Raw genomic sequence first — 14028 nt, forward strand, 5'->3', positions numbered from 1 at the left:
ACGGCTCACTTAGTCCGAAACCATGGGAAAAAGCGTGAATCCGCCCGGATCAGACGGCGGCGACGACAATATCGAGAGCGTGGACCTGAAGAAGGCGCTGGAAGAGCGCTATCTCGCTTATGCGCTCTCCACGATCATGCATCGCGCCCTGCCGGACGTGCGTGACGGGCTGAAGCCGGTGCATCGCCGGATCATGCACGCAATGCGGCTCTTGCGGCTGGAGCCCGGCCAGCGCTTCTCGAAGTCCGCCGCGATCGTCGGCGACGTGATGGGCAAGTTCCATCCGCACGGCGACCAGTCGATCTACGACGCGCTGGTGCGCCTCGCACAGGATTTCGCTGTCCGTTACCCGCTGGTCGACGGGCAGGGCAACTTCGGCAATATCGACGGCGATAGCGCCGCTGCCATGCGTTACACCGAGGCGCGCATGACCGAGGCAGCGACCGAGCTGCTGGAAGGTATCACAGAGGACGCGGTCGACTTCCGCCCGACCTACAACGAGGAGAATGAGGAGCCGGTCGTCCTGCCGGGCGCGTTCCCGAACCTGCTTGCCAACGGCTCGTCCGGCATCGCTGTCGGCATGGCCACCTCGATCCCGCCGCACAACGCCTACGAACTCTGCAACGCGGCGCTCCTGCTGATCTCGCAGCCGAGCACCTCCGTCGCCGACCTGATGTCGAAGAGCCCGGAGGACGGGCTGATCCAGGGACCGGATTTCCCGACCGGCGGCGTCATCGTCGACAACCGCGCCTCGATCCTCGACGCATATGAGACCGGGCGCGGTGGATTCCGCGTCCGCGCGCGCTGGACGCAGGAGGATCAGGGCAGGGGAACCTGGGTGATCGTCGTCACCGAGATCCCCTATCAGGTGCAGAAGTCGAAGCTGATCGAGAAGATCGCCGACCTGCTGATCAACCGCAAGCTGCCGCTGCTGGACGACGTGCGCGACGAAAGCACGGAGGACGTCCGCGTCGTGCTGGTACCGAAGAGCCGGACAGTCGATCCGGCGCTTTTGATGGAATCGCTCTTCAAGCTCAGCGAGCTCGAGGTGCGCATCCCGCTCAACATGAACGTGCTGACGCGCGGCAAGGTGCCGAACGTACTGTCGCTCAAGAGCGCGCTGCAGGAATGGCTGGAGCACCGCAAGGAAGTGCTGGTGCGCCGCTCCAGATATCGCCTCGGCGAGATCGAGCGGCGGCTGGAGATTCTGGGCGGCTATCTCATCGCCTATCTGAACATCGACGAGGTGATCCGCATCATCCGCGAGGAGGATGAGCCGAAGGCCGTGATGATGGCGCGGTGGAGCCTCACCGACGCCCAGGCCGAGGCTATCCTCAACCTGCGCCTGCGTGCCCTGCGCAAGCTGGAAGAGTTCGAGATCCGCAAGGAGTTCGACGGGCTGACCGCAGAGAAGGAGCAGATCGAGCAACTGCTCGCCTCCGAGGCGAAGCAGTGGAAGGCGGTCCGCTGGCAGGTCGAGCAGACGCGCGACCGATATTCTCCCGAGAAGAACCCGGAGCTTGGGCCGCGCCGCACAACCTTTGCCGACGCGCCCGACCACGACGTTGCCGACATCCATCAGGCGATGATCGAGAAGGAGCCGGTGACGGTGGTCGTCTCGGAGAAGGGCTGGCTGCGCGCGATGAAGGGTCATCTCGCCGACTTTTCGACGCTCACCTTCAAGGAAGGCGACAAGCTCAAGCTCGCTTTCCATGCGCAGACGACCGACAAGGTCATCCTCTTCACCACGGGTGGCAAGTTCTACACCATCGGCGCCGACCGGCTGCCGGGCGGCCGTGGGCACGGTGAGCCTGTGCGCATCATCGTCGACATGGAGAACGACCAGGATATCGTTACCGCCTTCGTTCACGACCCGCAGCGCAGGCTCCTGGTGGCGAGCCATGAGGGCTACGGCTTCGTTGTGCCCGAGGCCGAGGTCATCGCCAACACCCGCAAGGGCAAGCAGGTGATGAACGTCAAGACGCCTGACGAGGCCGCGCGCCTTGTCTTCGTCGACGGCGACCACGTTGCGATCATCGGCGAGAATCGCAAGATGCTGGTCTTCCCGCTCGATCAGGTGCCGGAAATGGCACGCGGCAAGGGCGTGCGCCTGCAGCGCTACAAGGATGGCGGCGTGTCCGACGTGAAGACCTTCGCGCTCGCCGCGGGGCTTTCCTGGCAGGACTCTGCCGACCGCACGTTCAGCCGGACGAAGGACGAACTGACCGAGTGGATCGGCGACCGCGCGAGCGCGGGGCGCATGGTGCCGAAGGGATTTCCAAAGACGGGGAAGTTCGGCTAGCCCCCGGTTGGATCCACTGCCACCGCCCTCAACTCCACCAGCCCGCCGGGGACGATAAGTTCAGCCACCCCGACCGCTGTCCATGCCGGGTACGGCTCCTTCAGGTAGCGGGCCCAGACTTTCATGAAGGCTTCCATGTGGGCCGAGATGCCGACATGGTAGGAGGTGATCTCGACGATGTCGCCGAGGTCCGCACCGCCTTCGCGCAGAATGTCGCGCAGCGTCTCGAAAGCCACGGCAAATTGGGCCTGCGGGTCGCGCACGGCTTCCAATGCCGCGAGGCCCGCGTCGCCTGCCGCGGTGGTGGAGGAAGCTCCCGCAAAGGCCTGTGATGACTCGGTTCCCAGCCATGACGGGGTTTCGCCGCCGGGACTGACGCCGACGATGCCGCAGACATGAATGAAACCGTTGGCGGCCACGGCCGGCGCGTAGCGCCACTGTTCGTAGACGCCCTTCAGACCTTCGGGAATAATGGTGCGGCGCATGCGGACCTCCGGCAGCGTTTCATGCATCGTCGCTGGCGGGCTGCGGCGACGATTCTCAAGAGACATCTCTGCCCCATCCGTTTGCATTTCGGAACATCGCTATCGACTGCCGAAAACCGATTGGGAGCACGGCCGGCCCAACGCCAGCATCGTACTCGCGACGTTTCTGCATGTCTCTCCCACCGGCTCGCGCCTCAACGGTCCCGATCTCGGTCCGTGGTATGCCGACGGCTGATCGATGCGAGACGGCGGCGCGTCTGGGCCTGACAGCTTCTAGAGCGGAAGCTGCTCTGGCAGGCCTCTCCGCCGCCGCCCGTCAAGAAGTTGCCAGAGCGAGTGTAGCACCAGAGCGATGACAAGAATCGCGCCGCCGATAAGGCTGTTTGTCGTCGGCCGTTCCGAGAAGATCAGCCAGACCCAGACGGGCGCCAGCACGGTCTCCAGCAGGTAGAACATAGCGGCCTCACCGCCGGGAATGTAGCGCGGCGCGGTACCGAGGCAAAAGAAGGCGAGCGGCATCAGGATGGCGCCGTTGAGGATGATCCACCACGGCGCATCGATCCGGTAGCCCCCTTCGGCGACAAAAGCGAAAGCGATGATCGCCGGGAACAACACGCCAACCAGCGGCGTGAATCCCATCTCGCGTTCACTTGCCCGCGTGACGGTGATCGCCGAGGCGATGAAGAAGGCCGAGGACAGCGCCATGAAGTCGCCGAACAGATTGCCGGTGCCGATCGAATCCCAGACGATGATGACGACGCCGACGATCATCGCCGCCATGGCGAGCATGGTGGCGGGGCGCATCCGCTCCCCGAGGAACACCCAGGCGAGAAGCGCTGAGAACATCGGATTGAAGGCGAGTATGAAGACGACATTCGCGGTCGAGGTGGAATAGACGGAGGCGATGAAGGTGATCGAACCGAGGCCGTAGAGCGTGGCGACCGCCAGGCCGGACAGGCCCGGAACGAGCGAGGGTACCTTGGGCGTGAAGGCGCGCCACATGAGCCAGATCGTGATTGCTGAAAGAAACGTGACTGCGCTACGCACGCCCAAGACCGACCACGCCTCGCCTTCTGACAATCGGATGAGCGGGATGTCGGAGGTGAGGGCCAGCCCGCCGACGGCGGCGAGCGCGATGCCTTTTGCTTGCTCGGAATGGATGGTCACTGGAGGCTCCGGTCGGTGGCCGGAGAGGCCTCAGTCGGAAGGGGCGACGTAGCGTTCCCAGCCCTTGGGACCCAGATGCTCCTGCGGCGTGAAGCGGACCTTATAGTCCATCTTGCGCGAGCCGTTGACCCAGTAGCCGAGATAGACATGGGGCAGGCCCATGGCGCGGGTGCGGGCGATATGGTCGAGGATCATGAAGGTGCCGAGCGACCGGTCGACGAGCTCGGGATTGTAGTAGGAGTAGACCATCGAAACGCCGTCGGCCATCTTGTCGGTCAGCGCAACGGCGATCAGCTCGCCGTGGCCCTTTCCGGTAATGAAGGAATCCGGGCCACGCTTGCGGTATTCGATGATCTTGGTGTCGACATGCGTGTCCTCGACCATCATCGCATAGTCGAGCACGGTCATGTCGGACATGCCGCCGCGGCGGTGCCGTGAGTCCAGATAGGTGCGGAACAGGGAATACTGCTCGGTGGACGGCTCTGCGTCGTGCATGGCGCCGATCAGGTCGGAGTTGCGCTGAATCACCTTGCGCATGTTGCGGGTAAGCTTGAACTCGTTGGCGAGGATGCGCACCGACACGCAGGCGCGGCAGCTTTCACAGGCCGGCCGGTAGGCGATGTTCTGCGACCGGCGGAAGCCGCCCTGGGTGAGCAGGTCGTTCATCTCCGGAGCCCTGTCGCCGACGAGATGCGTGAATACCTTCCGCTCGTACTGTCCGTCGAGATAGGGGCAGGGCGACGGCGCGGTGAGGAAGAACTGCGGCGACTGTGTCTGATGCTGCGTCATGGCGATCGGAAGCAAAGCATTTGCACACAGAGTTGTGCGACAAACGCCCCGAACGCAACAGAAAAACGCGCCGCCCAGCTATCAGGGCAGCGCGCATCTCATTCGTTCGATCGCCTCAGCCTCTTAGCACCAGCGTCACGCCGCCCACGGTCTCGCCAAGCGCCGAGGTGAGCGACAGGTGCGCCGCCGTCATCATGCCCGGCTTCAGGCCGAATTCGGCGGTCTTGAAGACCAGCGTGTCGCGGGTGGCGAAGGCGCCCATCCGGCGCCGTTCCCGGAACAGCTCGCGGAACTGGCGGCGATGTGCCTTGCCGGCGGCGATCAGGTTCAGCGCGTCGGCAAGCCGGCCGGTCATTTCCTTCTGCTGGCCGAGGTCGGGACCCTTGCCCGAACCGAACAGCGACACGCTCCCGTCGCCAGGCTTGAGGACGAGGTCGCTCTCCCCGCCTATGCGCTCGAACTCCGCCGTCCTGCCGAGCGTCGCGGCAAACTTCTCGCCGTCGATGAACTCGTTCTCGGCGAGCAGCGGCAGTCCGGCCGTGGTGATCTCGCGCAGCGTCGCGGCGCGGAAGCTCAGCCGTCCCTCGAAATTGGGCTGCCGCACGATGTTGAAGGAGAAGGGGGCTGCCTGAGCGACGATGTTGATGTTGAGCTGCGCGACATGCCGGTCGACAACGGGACTGAGATTGGTGTCGTCGACGGGAATGTCATAAGGCAGAAAGGAGAAGGCCCGCACGATCAGGCATTTGTGTCCGGCCTGACTGGAGGAAGGCAGGAAGGGAATCCGCGTGCGCGCCACGCCCAGCCCCGAGACCCAGGTGGACGAGATGCCGAGCGGCGTGGCGTAGCGGGTGTCGAAGCCGATCGTCGGATCGGTGAGGAAATATTCGACGTTCGCCGACGGGACTGGCAGGTCGCCGCGATTGTGGATTTCGCATTCGATCTCGTAAGGGCTGCCGGCGCTGATCGTGTTCGGGTCCCCGCCGCCGACGGGACGCACCTTGATCGCCGGCGAGATCCAGAACGGGATGTTCGCAGGCATCGGCCTTGCGCCGATGTCGCCGCCATAGGACTTGATGAGCAGGAAGGAACTCGGCTCGAAGTCCGGAGGCGGCTTTCCTTCCTCCTTGCCTCCCTTGAAGGCCTCTTCATACACCTTGCGGGTCTGCTCGCGCAGTTCCCTGCCACGCGCGTCGATCTCGCGTATCGCCTTCTCGGCGTCGATGATCTGGCTGTTCATGTCGTTCCGCCTTTCCCGACGATCTGAAGTCTCACGATTTGGTCGTGCGCGTTGGCGACGTCCCCGTCGTCCTTGGGCTGCACGACGATGCGATCCGGCGTGTTGTCCTCGTCCCAGGGCTGCTTCCAGGCGAGGTAGCCGTAGCCGCGGTCCGAATCGAGGTTGAAGTCCGGTATCCGGCCGCCGCGCAGCCAGCGGGAATAGAGGTCCTCGGTCAGCGTGAGCGCGTTGCCGAGCGGCGCGTCGTTCTTCTCGTGCACACCGCCCGAGATCAGCTTCTGCATGATCTCCTCATGCTGCGCGGGATCGTTCTGGTAGGCCTCCAGCAGGTTGTCGACAACGTTCGAGTCCGTCTGCAGTGGCCCCCAGGCGTACCAGTCGCTGTGCTTGCCGAGGTAACTGTCGGGCGCGACGGGCGCAGGGTTGCGCTCGCCATGCTTGGCAGCGCCGTCGGCCGACTGCAGCTTGAGCGGGTAGGTGAGGTGGATCTCAGGCGTCGCAAAGGTGGCGCTCTCGTGCCAGCGCAGCAGCGGCATATCGGCCTTGAGCGTCGCGGCGCTGCGGAAGGTCGAATCCTGAATCGACGGATCCTTGAACTGGTTGAACACCGGCTCGTTGATGCTCTCGGTCAGCGGCAGGGCCAGACCGTTCAGCGCCACGCCGAGGCGGAAATACTGGTAGGCGGCGTAGACCTGCTCGTAGACGAGGCTGATCAGGTATTTGATGCCCGCCCCGGTGATGACGGTGAGCATGCCCAGAACGAAGTCGATCAGAGTGAGAGCCGCGGCCACGGCTGCGATCAGCAATGCAGCGAGGAAGGCAAGGATGCCCAGGATCCCGCCCGAGCCGGCCGCGTCCGCCGCATCGGACAGGTAGTCGGCGATGCCCTCGGCGTTCTCCATCGCCTGCTCGTAGACATCGGCGACTTCGCCGGAGAACGAGTAAGGTTTCGGCGCGGGGATGGTGCCGCTTTCTGTCGTCATTCTCCAGAACTTGTACCAGAGGCGGAACGAGACCTTCACGTCGTCGGCGGTGAGCGCGCCGCCGAAATCCGGCCCGCCGGGCGCGCTTTCGTCGACCGCATGGGTCGAGTTGATCGTGTTGGCGATGAATTCGGCGAGCTCATCCGGGATCACGCCGTCGGGCGGCGGCAGCGGGTTCTCGTCGCCGACCGGCGTGATGATCCCGGCATACTTGAAGTTGTAGAGCGCGTGGATCTGGGAACGGCCGAGATCCTTCAGAGCCGAGTTGGTGTAGAGGTGGTAGTTGAAGACGTCCTGGAAATTCTCCGCGACGCGGTGGCGCTGGCCGTGCGAGCGGTAGGGGCCGCCGCTGTTCAGATTGACATAGGCATGACCAACCGTGTCGGCGGCGACATGGGTGAGGTGTCCGATCGCATAGAGATGCAGCGGCGAATCGAGCGCGCTCGAATTGAGCAAGGCCTGCGCATATTGCCCTGTCTTGCGGTAGTGCAGCGCGTCGAAATACCACCATTCCTCCCCGTCGAAGTCGCCCCACTCGCCGGTGAGAATGTTCTTTGTCCGGACGCCGTCTCGGTAGGGGTGGCTCAACTGGTTGAATGGGTTGATGAGGTCGGTGATGTAGGTCTTCGCCGCTTCCTGCAGCGAGGCCTTCAGCCCTTCCAGGATCTGCTTCATCTCGCCGATCGTGCCCTCGAGCCAGGAGAGGGTGGCGGACGACTGGATCACCTGGTCCTTTGCGTCACCGAGCGCGTCGATCACCTCGATGATCGGGTCGGGCACGAGGCCGAGCAGGTCTTCCTTCACGCCGTCGATGAAGTCGGAAAGGGCCAGGACCTTGTTGACGATGAAATCCAGCGTCGGCGGCCAGTCGCGCGTGTTGAAGAAGAAGAAATCCGGCCCCTGCGCGCCCAGGAAAAGGTAAGCCTGGTTGAGCGGGTTGGCGAGCAGCGTCTGGAGCTTCTCGTAGTCTTCGTCGGAGAGTTCCCCGAGACCGCGCTTTTGATCGACGAGAGCCTTGAGGCGCTCGGCGATCATGTGGTGCATCGCCGTTCCCGGCATGACTGACCTCCTCGGGCGCCGCATCCGGCGCCGGTATCACCGCCCCAAGGGAAGGTAACGTGGAAGGCCTGTTAGGAACGTGACGCAGTTAACACTGCGGCGGGTCAGGCGTCGTCGCGAACCACAACGGTCCCGAGCAGCAGGTCGTGCACCGTGCGCTTGCGGTCGAGGAAGAGCGTCGCCAGCAGGATCAGCGGCGAAAGGATCGCGTTGCCAGCCCAGAACAGAACAGTGTGGACGATGGCAAGCAGGCCGTCGATCGGGCGGCCGTCCAGTCGTTCGAGATGGACGCCCATCATCCGCATGCCCACGGTCGCCTGGTTACGCCCGCCGAGCGTCATTGCCACGTAGCCGAGCGCAACCAGCGGCCCGAGGATGCCGAAGAGCATCCAGCCGAGGCCGAGGGTAAGGACGCCGAAGAGGGCGACCACGAGCGCCACCGGAATCATCAGAAGTCCGATCAGGACATAGTCGATGACGAAGGCCAGCACGCGCTTGGTGCGCACGCCGTCATAGGCGCGGACATCGTCCAGCCTGCTGCCGATAATCTCGCCGTCGAGAATGCGGGTGCTCATCGTGGTCCTTCTCTCGCGCGGCATGGTCGCCACGTGAGTGTCAGGTGGGAAATGTCACGCAGGATTCAAGGTTTGCATGCGAAGCTGCTTGAGTCGGTTCGGCGAACCTGTCTAACTTGTGCGCTGCAGCAATCGACTCTCGCTCCGGGGATGGCGATGGATCAATTCGACATGCTGGTCATCGGCAGCGGCCCGTCGGGGCGCCGCGCGGCCGTACAGGCGGCCAAGCTCGGCAAGTCCGTACTTGTGGTGGACAAGGGAAGGCGGCTCGGCGGCGTGTCGGTGCACACCGGCACGATTCCCTCCAAGACCATCCGCGAGACGGTGATGAACCTTTCCGGCTTCCGGGAGCGCGGCTTCTACGGCCGTGGCTACCGCGTGAAGCAGGACATCTCGGTGCACGATATCGTCGACCGGCTGCACAAGACGCTGGACCACGAGGTCGAGGTGCTGCAGCACCAGTTCATGCGCAACATGGTGCGCAGCCTGGCCGCCACCGCTCGCTTTCTCGACCCGCGCCGCATCGAACTGACGACCGACAAGGAAGAGCGCAGCGAAGTGGGCTTCGACTATGCGCTGATCGCCGTAGGGACAAAGCCGTATCGGCCCGAGAGCGTGCCCTTCGACCGCAAGCGGATATTCGACTCAGACGAAATCCTTGAGCTCGAACGCCTGCCGCGCAGCCTGACCGTGATCGGGGGAGGGGTGATCGGCGTCGAATATGCGACCATCTTCTCCGCGCTCGACGTGCCGGTGACGCTGGTCGAGCCGCGCAATTCGATCCTCGACTTCGTCGACCGCGAGATCGTCGACGACTTCATCCACCAGATGCGCGACCGCGGCATGACGGTGCGGCTGGGGAGCGCGGTGAAGGATATCGTGTCCAAGCCCGACTGTGCCGAGGTGACGCTCGCGGACGGGCGCATGGTGCGGTCCGAGATACTGCTCTATGCCGCCGGACGAACCGGCAACGTCGCGAGCCTCGGCCTGGAGACGATCGGTATCGAACCGGACAATCGCGGCCGGCTGAAGGTCGACGCACATACGCTGCAGACCGCGATACCGCACATTTACGCCGCCGGCGACGTGATCGGCTTTCCAAGCCTGGCCTCCACCTCGATGGAGCAGGGGCGCGTCGCGGCCTGCCATGCCTTCGGCCTGCCGCTGCCGCCCGCGCCCGAGGCGTTTCCCTACGGCATCTACGCTGTCCCCGAAATCTCGACGGTCGGCCTGTCGGAGGAGGAGGTGCGCGCCTCGGGCATTGCCTACGAATGCGGCGTCGCGCGCTTCCGCGAGACCTCGCGTGGCCATATCATGGGCGTCAATTCAGGCTTCCTGAAGCTGATCTTCTCGATCGAGAACCGCCGCCTGCTCGGTGCCCACATCGTCGGCGAGGGCGCGACGGAACTGATCCACATCGGTCAGGCGGTGATCAACCTCAAGGGCACGGTCGACTTCTTCGTCGAGAACACCTTCAACTACCCGACGCTGGCCGAGGCCTACAAGATCGCCGGCCTCGACGCCTGGAACCGGATGGGACGGGGCTGAAGTCCGGTCGGCGGCCGTGGAGTGAACCGCAGCTGACTATCCGCGTTGTCCCCGATGAACAATTCATCGGAGGATACGGTTATGCTGAAGGACAAATCATCCAGCGCGATCGTCGCAGTGCACGACATCGACCGCGCGAAGAAGTTCTACCGCGATGTGCTGGGGCTCGAGGTCGATCAGGAGGATATGGACGGCGTCGTCGTCTTCCGGACGGGCGGAACGTCTCTGGTCGTCTACGCCTCGGAGATGGCCGGGTCGAACCGCGCCAACGCAGTCGTGTGGGACGTCGGCGACGAGATCGACGACATCACTTCCGACTTGCGGCGCGAAGGTGTCGCGTTCGAGCACTATGAGGATATGCCGGGCGTGGTTCTGGATGGCGACGTGCATGTCGCAGGCGACATGCGAATGGTTTGGTTCAAGGATCCGGACGGCAACATCCTTCACCTGAACAACATGTAGCTCTCAGCGGTCAGCACCGGTGCGGAAAATGCCTGCGAGCGCGACGGCCAGCCAGCCGGCAATCATCAGCGTGCCACCGGTGGGTGCGGCCATCGGGAACAGGCGATCGCCGAGATAGTCCCGGGCCAGAAGGTCGCCGGTAAAGACGAGCAGTCCGATCAGCACAATGAGCGCGGCAACGCGCAGCATCTTGCCGGCAGTGAGCCCGGGCAGACCGACTGCCACCAGCAACGGTGCGTGGAAGAGCAGAAAGTTCGCGGCGGTCCCGACATTGCCGCCACCGGCATGCGCCGCCGCGGCCGAGAGCGCGACGCCGGCGGCGCCAACCAGGCCGCCGACGAGAAGAAAGGGATTCAAAAGCTACTCCATCGCCAGGATCATGTTGCGCACGACCGGGTATATCTCCCGCTCCCAGCGCTTGCCGGAGAAGACGCCGTAATGGCCGACATTGGCCTGCAGGTGATGGCGCTTCAAGTGCGGCCGCAGCGACCGGCAGAGATCGTGCGCCGCCGTCGTCTGGCCGAGCGCGCAGATGTCGTCGCGCCCGCCTTCGACGGTCAGCAGCGCTGTGTTGCGGATGGCAGCCGGATCCACCTTGCGCCCGCGCCAGGTGAACTCGCCCGTGGCGAGCTCGGCCTTGTGGAACACGCGGTCGATCGTTTCGATGTAGAACTCCTCCGTCAGGTCGAGCACGGCGAAATACTCGTCGTAGAAGGTCTTGATCTTCTCGGCCTCGGCGATCTCGCCGGCGGCGAGGTGGTCGTAAAGTTTGCGGTGTGCCGCACGGTGGCGGTCCATATTCATCGCCATGAAGGCGGTGAGTTGGAGGAAGCCTGGGTAAACCCGTCGCCCGCCGCCCTTGTGCCGCCACGGCACAGTGGAAATCACAGAATGCTGAAACCAGGCGAGTGACTTCGCCACCGCGAACTCGTTGACCTCAGTCGGGCTCTCGCGCGGATCGATCGGCCCGGCCATCAGCGTCATGGACCGCGGGGTCGCCGGATGCTTGTCCTCCGACATGATCGAGACGGCGGCGAGCGTCTGGACGCAGGGCTGGCAGACGGCGAGCACATGGCCGCCGGGTCCGATCGCATCGAGGAAACGGATCAGGTAGTCGATGTAGTCATCGACACCGAACTTGCCGTCCGAGAGCGGCACGTCACGGGCATTGGCCCAGTCGGTGATATAGACGTCGTGGTCGCGCAACAGCGTCTCGACCGTATTGCGTAGAAGGGTGGGGAAGTGGCCTGAGAGCGGCGCGACGACCAGCACGCGCGGCTGCGCCGTGTCGATGTCCTTGGCGAAGTGAAGGAGCTTGCCAAAGGGAAGATCGAGCGCGACTTCTTCCGTGACCGGCACGTCGCGATTGCCGACGCGCACCGTGGCGATGCCAAAATCCGGCCGCGAATGCGACAGCTCGAAGCGAGACACCATCTCCAGGCCGGCGAGGAAGCGCGACTTGAAGCTTTCGCCTGCCGCCCAGAAGCTCGGCAGCGCCGACCGGCGCATCATCCGCGCCCACGTCCGGAAAGGCGCGATCAGGTCATCTTGGAACTGGTAGGCATGATAGAGCAAGGCCTTGTTTCTCCCGCCGATACCGCAGCGCAAAAAAGCTAGTGCAATTTGTGCTGCGTTGCGAGAGGATTGTTGCGGGATGGACGGATGCGGAAGACGGGTGGCATGACGCGGGCGACACTGACGATTTCCTCGAAGAACTATTCGTCCTGGTCGCTGCGCGGCTGGCTGCTGTGCAAGATGTCCGGGATCGATTTCGAGGAGAAGCTGGTCGAGATCAACGACGACCAGCGCCAGGAACTGCTGCTGCTGAGCCCCTCTGTGCTGGTACCGCGACTGACCGACGGCGAGGTGACCGTCTGGGACACGCTGGCGATCGCGGAATACCTGAACGAGACGAAGCCGAAGGCCGGGCTCCTTCCCAAGGACAAGGTAGCGCGCGCGCATTGTCGCTCGGTGTCGGGCGAGATGCACTCGGGCTTCTACAACCTGCGCTCGGCCTTGCCGATGAACCTCAAGGCGCGGCACGAGAAATTCAAGATTTTTTCCGGCGCCAGGCCGGACGTCGAGCGGATCCGCGCGATCTGGACGGAATGCCTCGACACTTATGGCGGACCGTTCCTGTTCGGCGAAAAGCCCACCGTGGCGGACGCGATGTATGCACCGGTCTGCACACGCTTCCGCACCTATGCGGTCGAACTGGAGCCGGCGCTGCAGAATTATTGCGAAACGGTGTTCGCCTGGGCGCTGATGAAGGAATGGACCGAGGGTGCGCTCGCCGAGCCCGACGAGATCATCGAGCTCGAGGTCGAGTTCTGAGCTTCAGCCCCTGAGCAGCGCCGCCACCTGCGGTGCGAAATAGGTGAGGATGCCGTCGCAGCCGGCGCGCTTGAAGGCCAGAAGCGATTCCAGCATCGCCCGCTCCCCGTCGATCCAGCCATTGGCGGCCGCGGCCCGGATCATCGCGTATTCGCCGGACACCTGGTAGGCGAAGGTCGGCACACGGAACTCGTCCTTCAGCCGGCGGATAATATCGAGATAGGGCAGGCCGGGTTTGACCATCAGCATGTCCGCGCCTTCGGCGAGGTCCTGCTCGGCCTCGCGGACGGCCTCGTCCGAATTGGCGTGGTCGATATAGTAGGTTTTCTTGTCGCCCTTGAGCAGGCCGGCTGTGCCGACAGCCTCGCGATAGGGACCGTAGAAGGCGGACGCGAATTTGGTCGCGTAGGACATGATCGCGACATCCTGGAAGCCGTTGGCGTCCAGTGCCTGGCGGATCGCGCCGATGCGGCCGTCCATCATGTCGGAAGGTGCGATGATGTCGGCGCCAGCAGCGGCCTGGCCGACGGCGGCCGCCGCGACCTGCGCCACCGTCTCGTCGTTCACGATGATGCCGTCGCGCAGGATGCCGTCATGGCCGTGGCTGGTGAATGGGTCGAGTGCCGCGTCGGTGATGATGCCGATTTCCGGCACCGCCGCCTTGATGGCACGGGACGCCTTGTTGATGATGTTGTCGGGGTCGAGGATATGCGAACCGGTCTGATCGCGCAGCGACATTTCGACATTGGGGAACGTGGCAATGGCCGGGATGCCGAGCCTCGCAGCGCCCTCTGCTTCCTTCACCGCGAGGTCGAGGGACATGCGGTAGACGCCGGGCATCGCCGCGATCTCCTCGCGGCGGTTGGTGCCTTCGATGACGAAGATCGGCCAGATCAGGTCGTCGACCGTCAGGCGATTCTCCTGCACCAGCCGGCGCGACCAGTCGGCCTTGCGCATCCGCCGCATGCGGCGCGAGCCGGTGATCTCGTCCACGCTGCGGTGACCGGGGGAGAGTGTCCTGGTGTGCGTGTTCATCGCGCGCCCCTTTCTGGTGTCGCGTCTCTAGCATGCGCCGTGCGTCGGC

The 14028-nt window shown here is 64.2% G+C and carries 13 protein-coding genes and 1 pseudogene; 5 read left to right on the plus strand and 9 right to left on the minus strand.

Going from position 1 to position 14028, the window contains the following annotated elements:
- The first annotated feature begins 22 nt into the window (after positions 1-22).
- Positions 23-2302: a DNA topoisomerase IV subunit A gene (gene parC / locus B9Z03_RS14935; RefSeq protein WP_085464934.1), complete on the plus strand. Its 2280-nt coding sequence runs from the start codon at positions 23-25 to the stop codon at positions 2300-2302.
- On the opposite strand, the gene B9Z03_RS14940 is transcribed toward parC, so the two are convergent.
- The gene (locus tag B9Z03_RS14940; protein ID WP_176247528.1) at positions 2299-2787 is read right to left on the minus strand and encodes a Rid family hydrolase; all 489 of its coding nucleotides are present in this window, start codon (positions 2785-2787) and stop codon (positions 2299-2301) included. The two genes, parC and B9Z03_RS14940, sit on opposite strands and share 4 nt — an antisense overlap.
- 85 nt (positions 2788-2872) lie before the next feature.
- Between B9Z03_RS14940 and B9Z03_RS30645 the strand changes: the two are divergent.
- Positions 2873-3013 (plus strand): annotated as a pseudogene (locus B9Z03_RS30645) (RES domain-containing protein); the annotation flags it as partial.
- A 47-nt stretch (positions 3014-3060) separates the two neighbouring features.
- On the opposite strand, the gene B9Z03_RS14945 reads toward B9Z03_RS30645, so the two are convergent.
- From B9Z03_RS14945 to B9Z03_RS14965, 5 genes are all read right to left on the minus strand, one after another.
- Positions 3061-3954 (minus strand): DMT family transporter, encoded by an 894-nt coding sequence (locus B9Z03_RS14945; protein WP_085464936.1) that lies wholly within the window; start codon positions 3952-3954, stop codon positions 3061-3063.
- Between the two features lie 30 nt (positions 3955-3984).
- On the minus strand, positions 3985-4743 hold the full coding sequence (locus B9Z03_RS14950; RefSeq protein WP_085467673.1) for an arginyltransferase: 759 nt from the start codon (positions 4741-4743) through the stop codon (positions 3985-3987).
- A gap of 115 nt (positions 4744-4858) precedes the next feature.
- A complete protein-coding gene (locus tag B9Z03_RS14955; protein WP_085464937.1) occupies positions 4859-5983 on the minus strand; it encodes a hypothetical protein in 1125 nt (374 codons plus the stop codon).
- Positions 5980-8025 carry a zinc dependent phospholipase C family protein gene (locus tag B9Z03_RS14960; RefSeq protein ID WP_085464938.1) on the minus strand — a complete coding sequence of 682 codons (2046 nt, stop codon included), beginning with the start codon at positions 8023-8025 and terminating at the stop codon, positions 5980-5982. The genes B9Z03_RS14955 and B9Z03_RS14960 overlap by 4 nt, the downstream gene beginning before the upstream one ends.
- Positions 8026-8129: 104 nt before the next feature.
- The gene (locus tag B9Z03_RS14965; protein WP_085464939.1) at positions 8130-8600 is read right to left on the minus strand and encodes an RDD family protein; all 471 of its coding nucleotides are present in this window, start codon (positions 8598-8600) and stop codon (positions 8130-8132) included.
- Positions 8601-8756: 156 nt separating this feature from the next.
- Between B9Z03_RS14965 and sthA the strand changes: the two genes are divergently transcribed.
- The gene (sthA, locus tag B9Z03_RS14970) at positions 8757-10148 is read left to right on the plus strand and encodes a Si-specific NAD(P)(+) transhydrogenase (protein ID WP_085467674.1); all 1392 of its coding nucleotides are present in this window, start codon (positions 8757-8759) and stop codon (positions 10146-10148) included.
- A gap of 81 nt (positions 10149-10229) precedes the next feature.
- Entirely contained in the window at positions 10230-10610 is a 381-nt protein-coding gene (locus B9Z03_RS14975) for a VOC family protein (protein WP_085464940.1), read from the plus strand.
- Positions 10611-10613: 3 nt separating this feature from the next.
- Here the strand turns inward: B9Z03_RS14975 and B9Z03_RS14980 are convergent, their stop codons facing one another.
- Positions 10614-10967, minus strand: coding sequence for a DUF423 domain-containing protein (locus B9Z03_RS14980; protein ID WP_085464941.1), 354 nt, complete (start codon positions 10965-10967; stop codon positions 10614-10616).
- Positions 10968-10970: 3 nt separating this feature from the next.
- Positions 10971-12185, minus strand: a complete 1215-nt coding sequence (locus B9Z03_RS14985) for a polyhydroxyalkanoate depolymerase (RefSeq protein ID WP_085464942.1) — start codon at positions 12183-12185, stop codon at positions 10971-10973.
- 105 nt (positions 12186-12290) lie between these two features.
- Here B9Z03_RS14985 and B9Z03_RS14990 point away from each other — a divergent pair, with 105 nt between their 5' ends.
- Positions 12291-12944, plus strand: coding sequence for a glutathione S-transferase (locus B9Z03_RS14990; protein WP_085464943.1), 654 nt, complete (start codon positions 12291-12293; stop codon positions 12942-12944).
- A 3-nt stretch (positions 12945-12947) separates the two neighbouring features.
- On the opposite strand, the gene hemB is transcribed toward B9Z03_RS14990, so the two are convergent.
- The gene (gene hemB / locus B9Z03_RS14995) at positions 12948-13979 is read right to left on the minus strand and encodes a porphobilinogen synthase (protein ID WP_085464944.1); all 1032 of its coding nucleotides are present in this window, start codon (positions 13977-13979) and stop codon (positions 12948-12950) included.
- Between the last annotated feature and the right edge of the window lie 49 nt (positions 13980-14028).

It is taken from the genome of Mesorhizobium australicum, assembly GCF_900177325.1.
In the GTDB taxonomy this organism is placed as follows: Bacteria; Pseudomonadota; Alphaproteobacteria; order Rhizobiales; family Rhizobiaceae; genus Mesorhizobium_A; species Mesorhizobium_A australicum_A.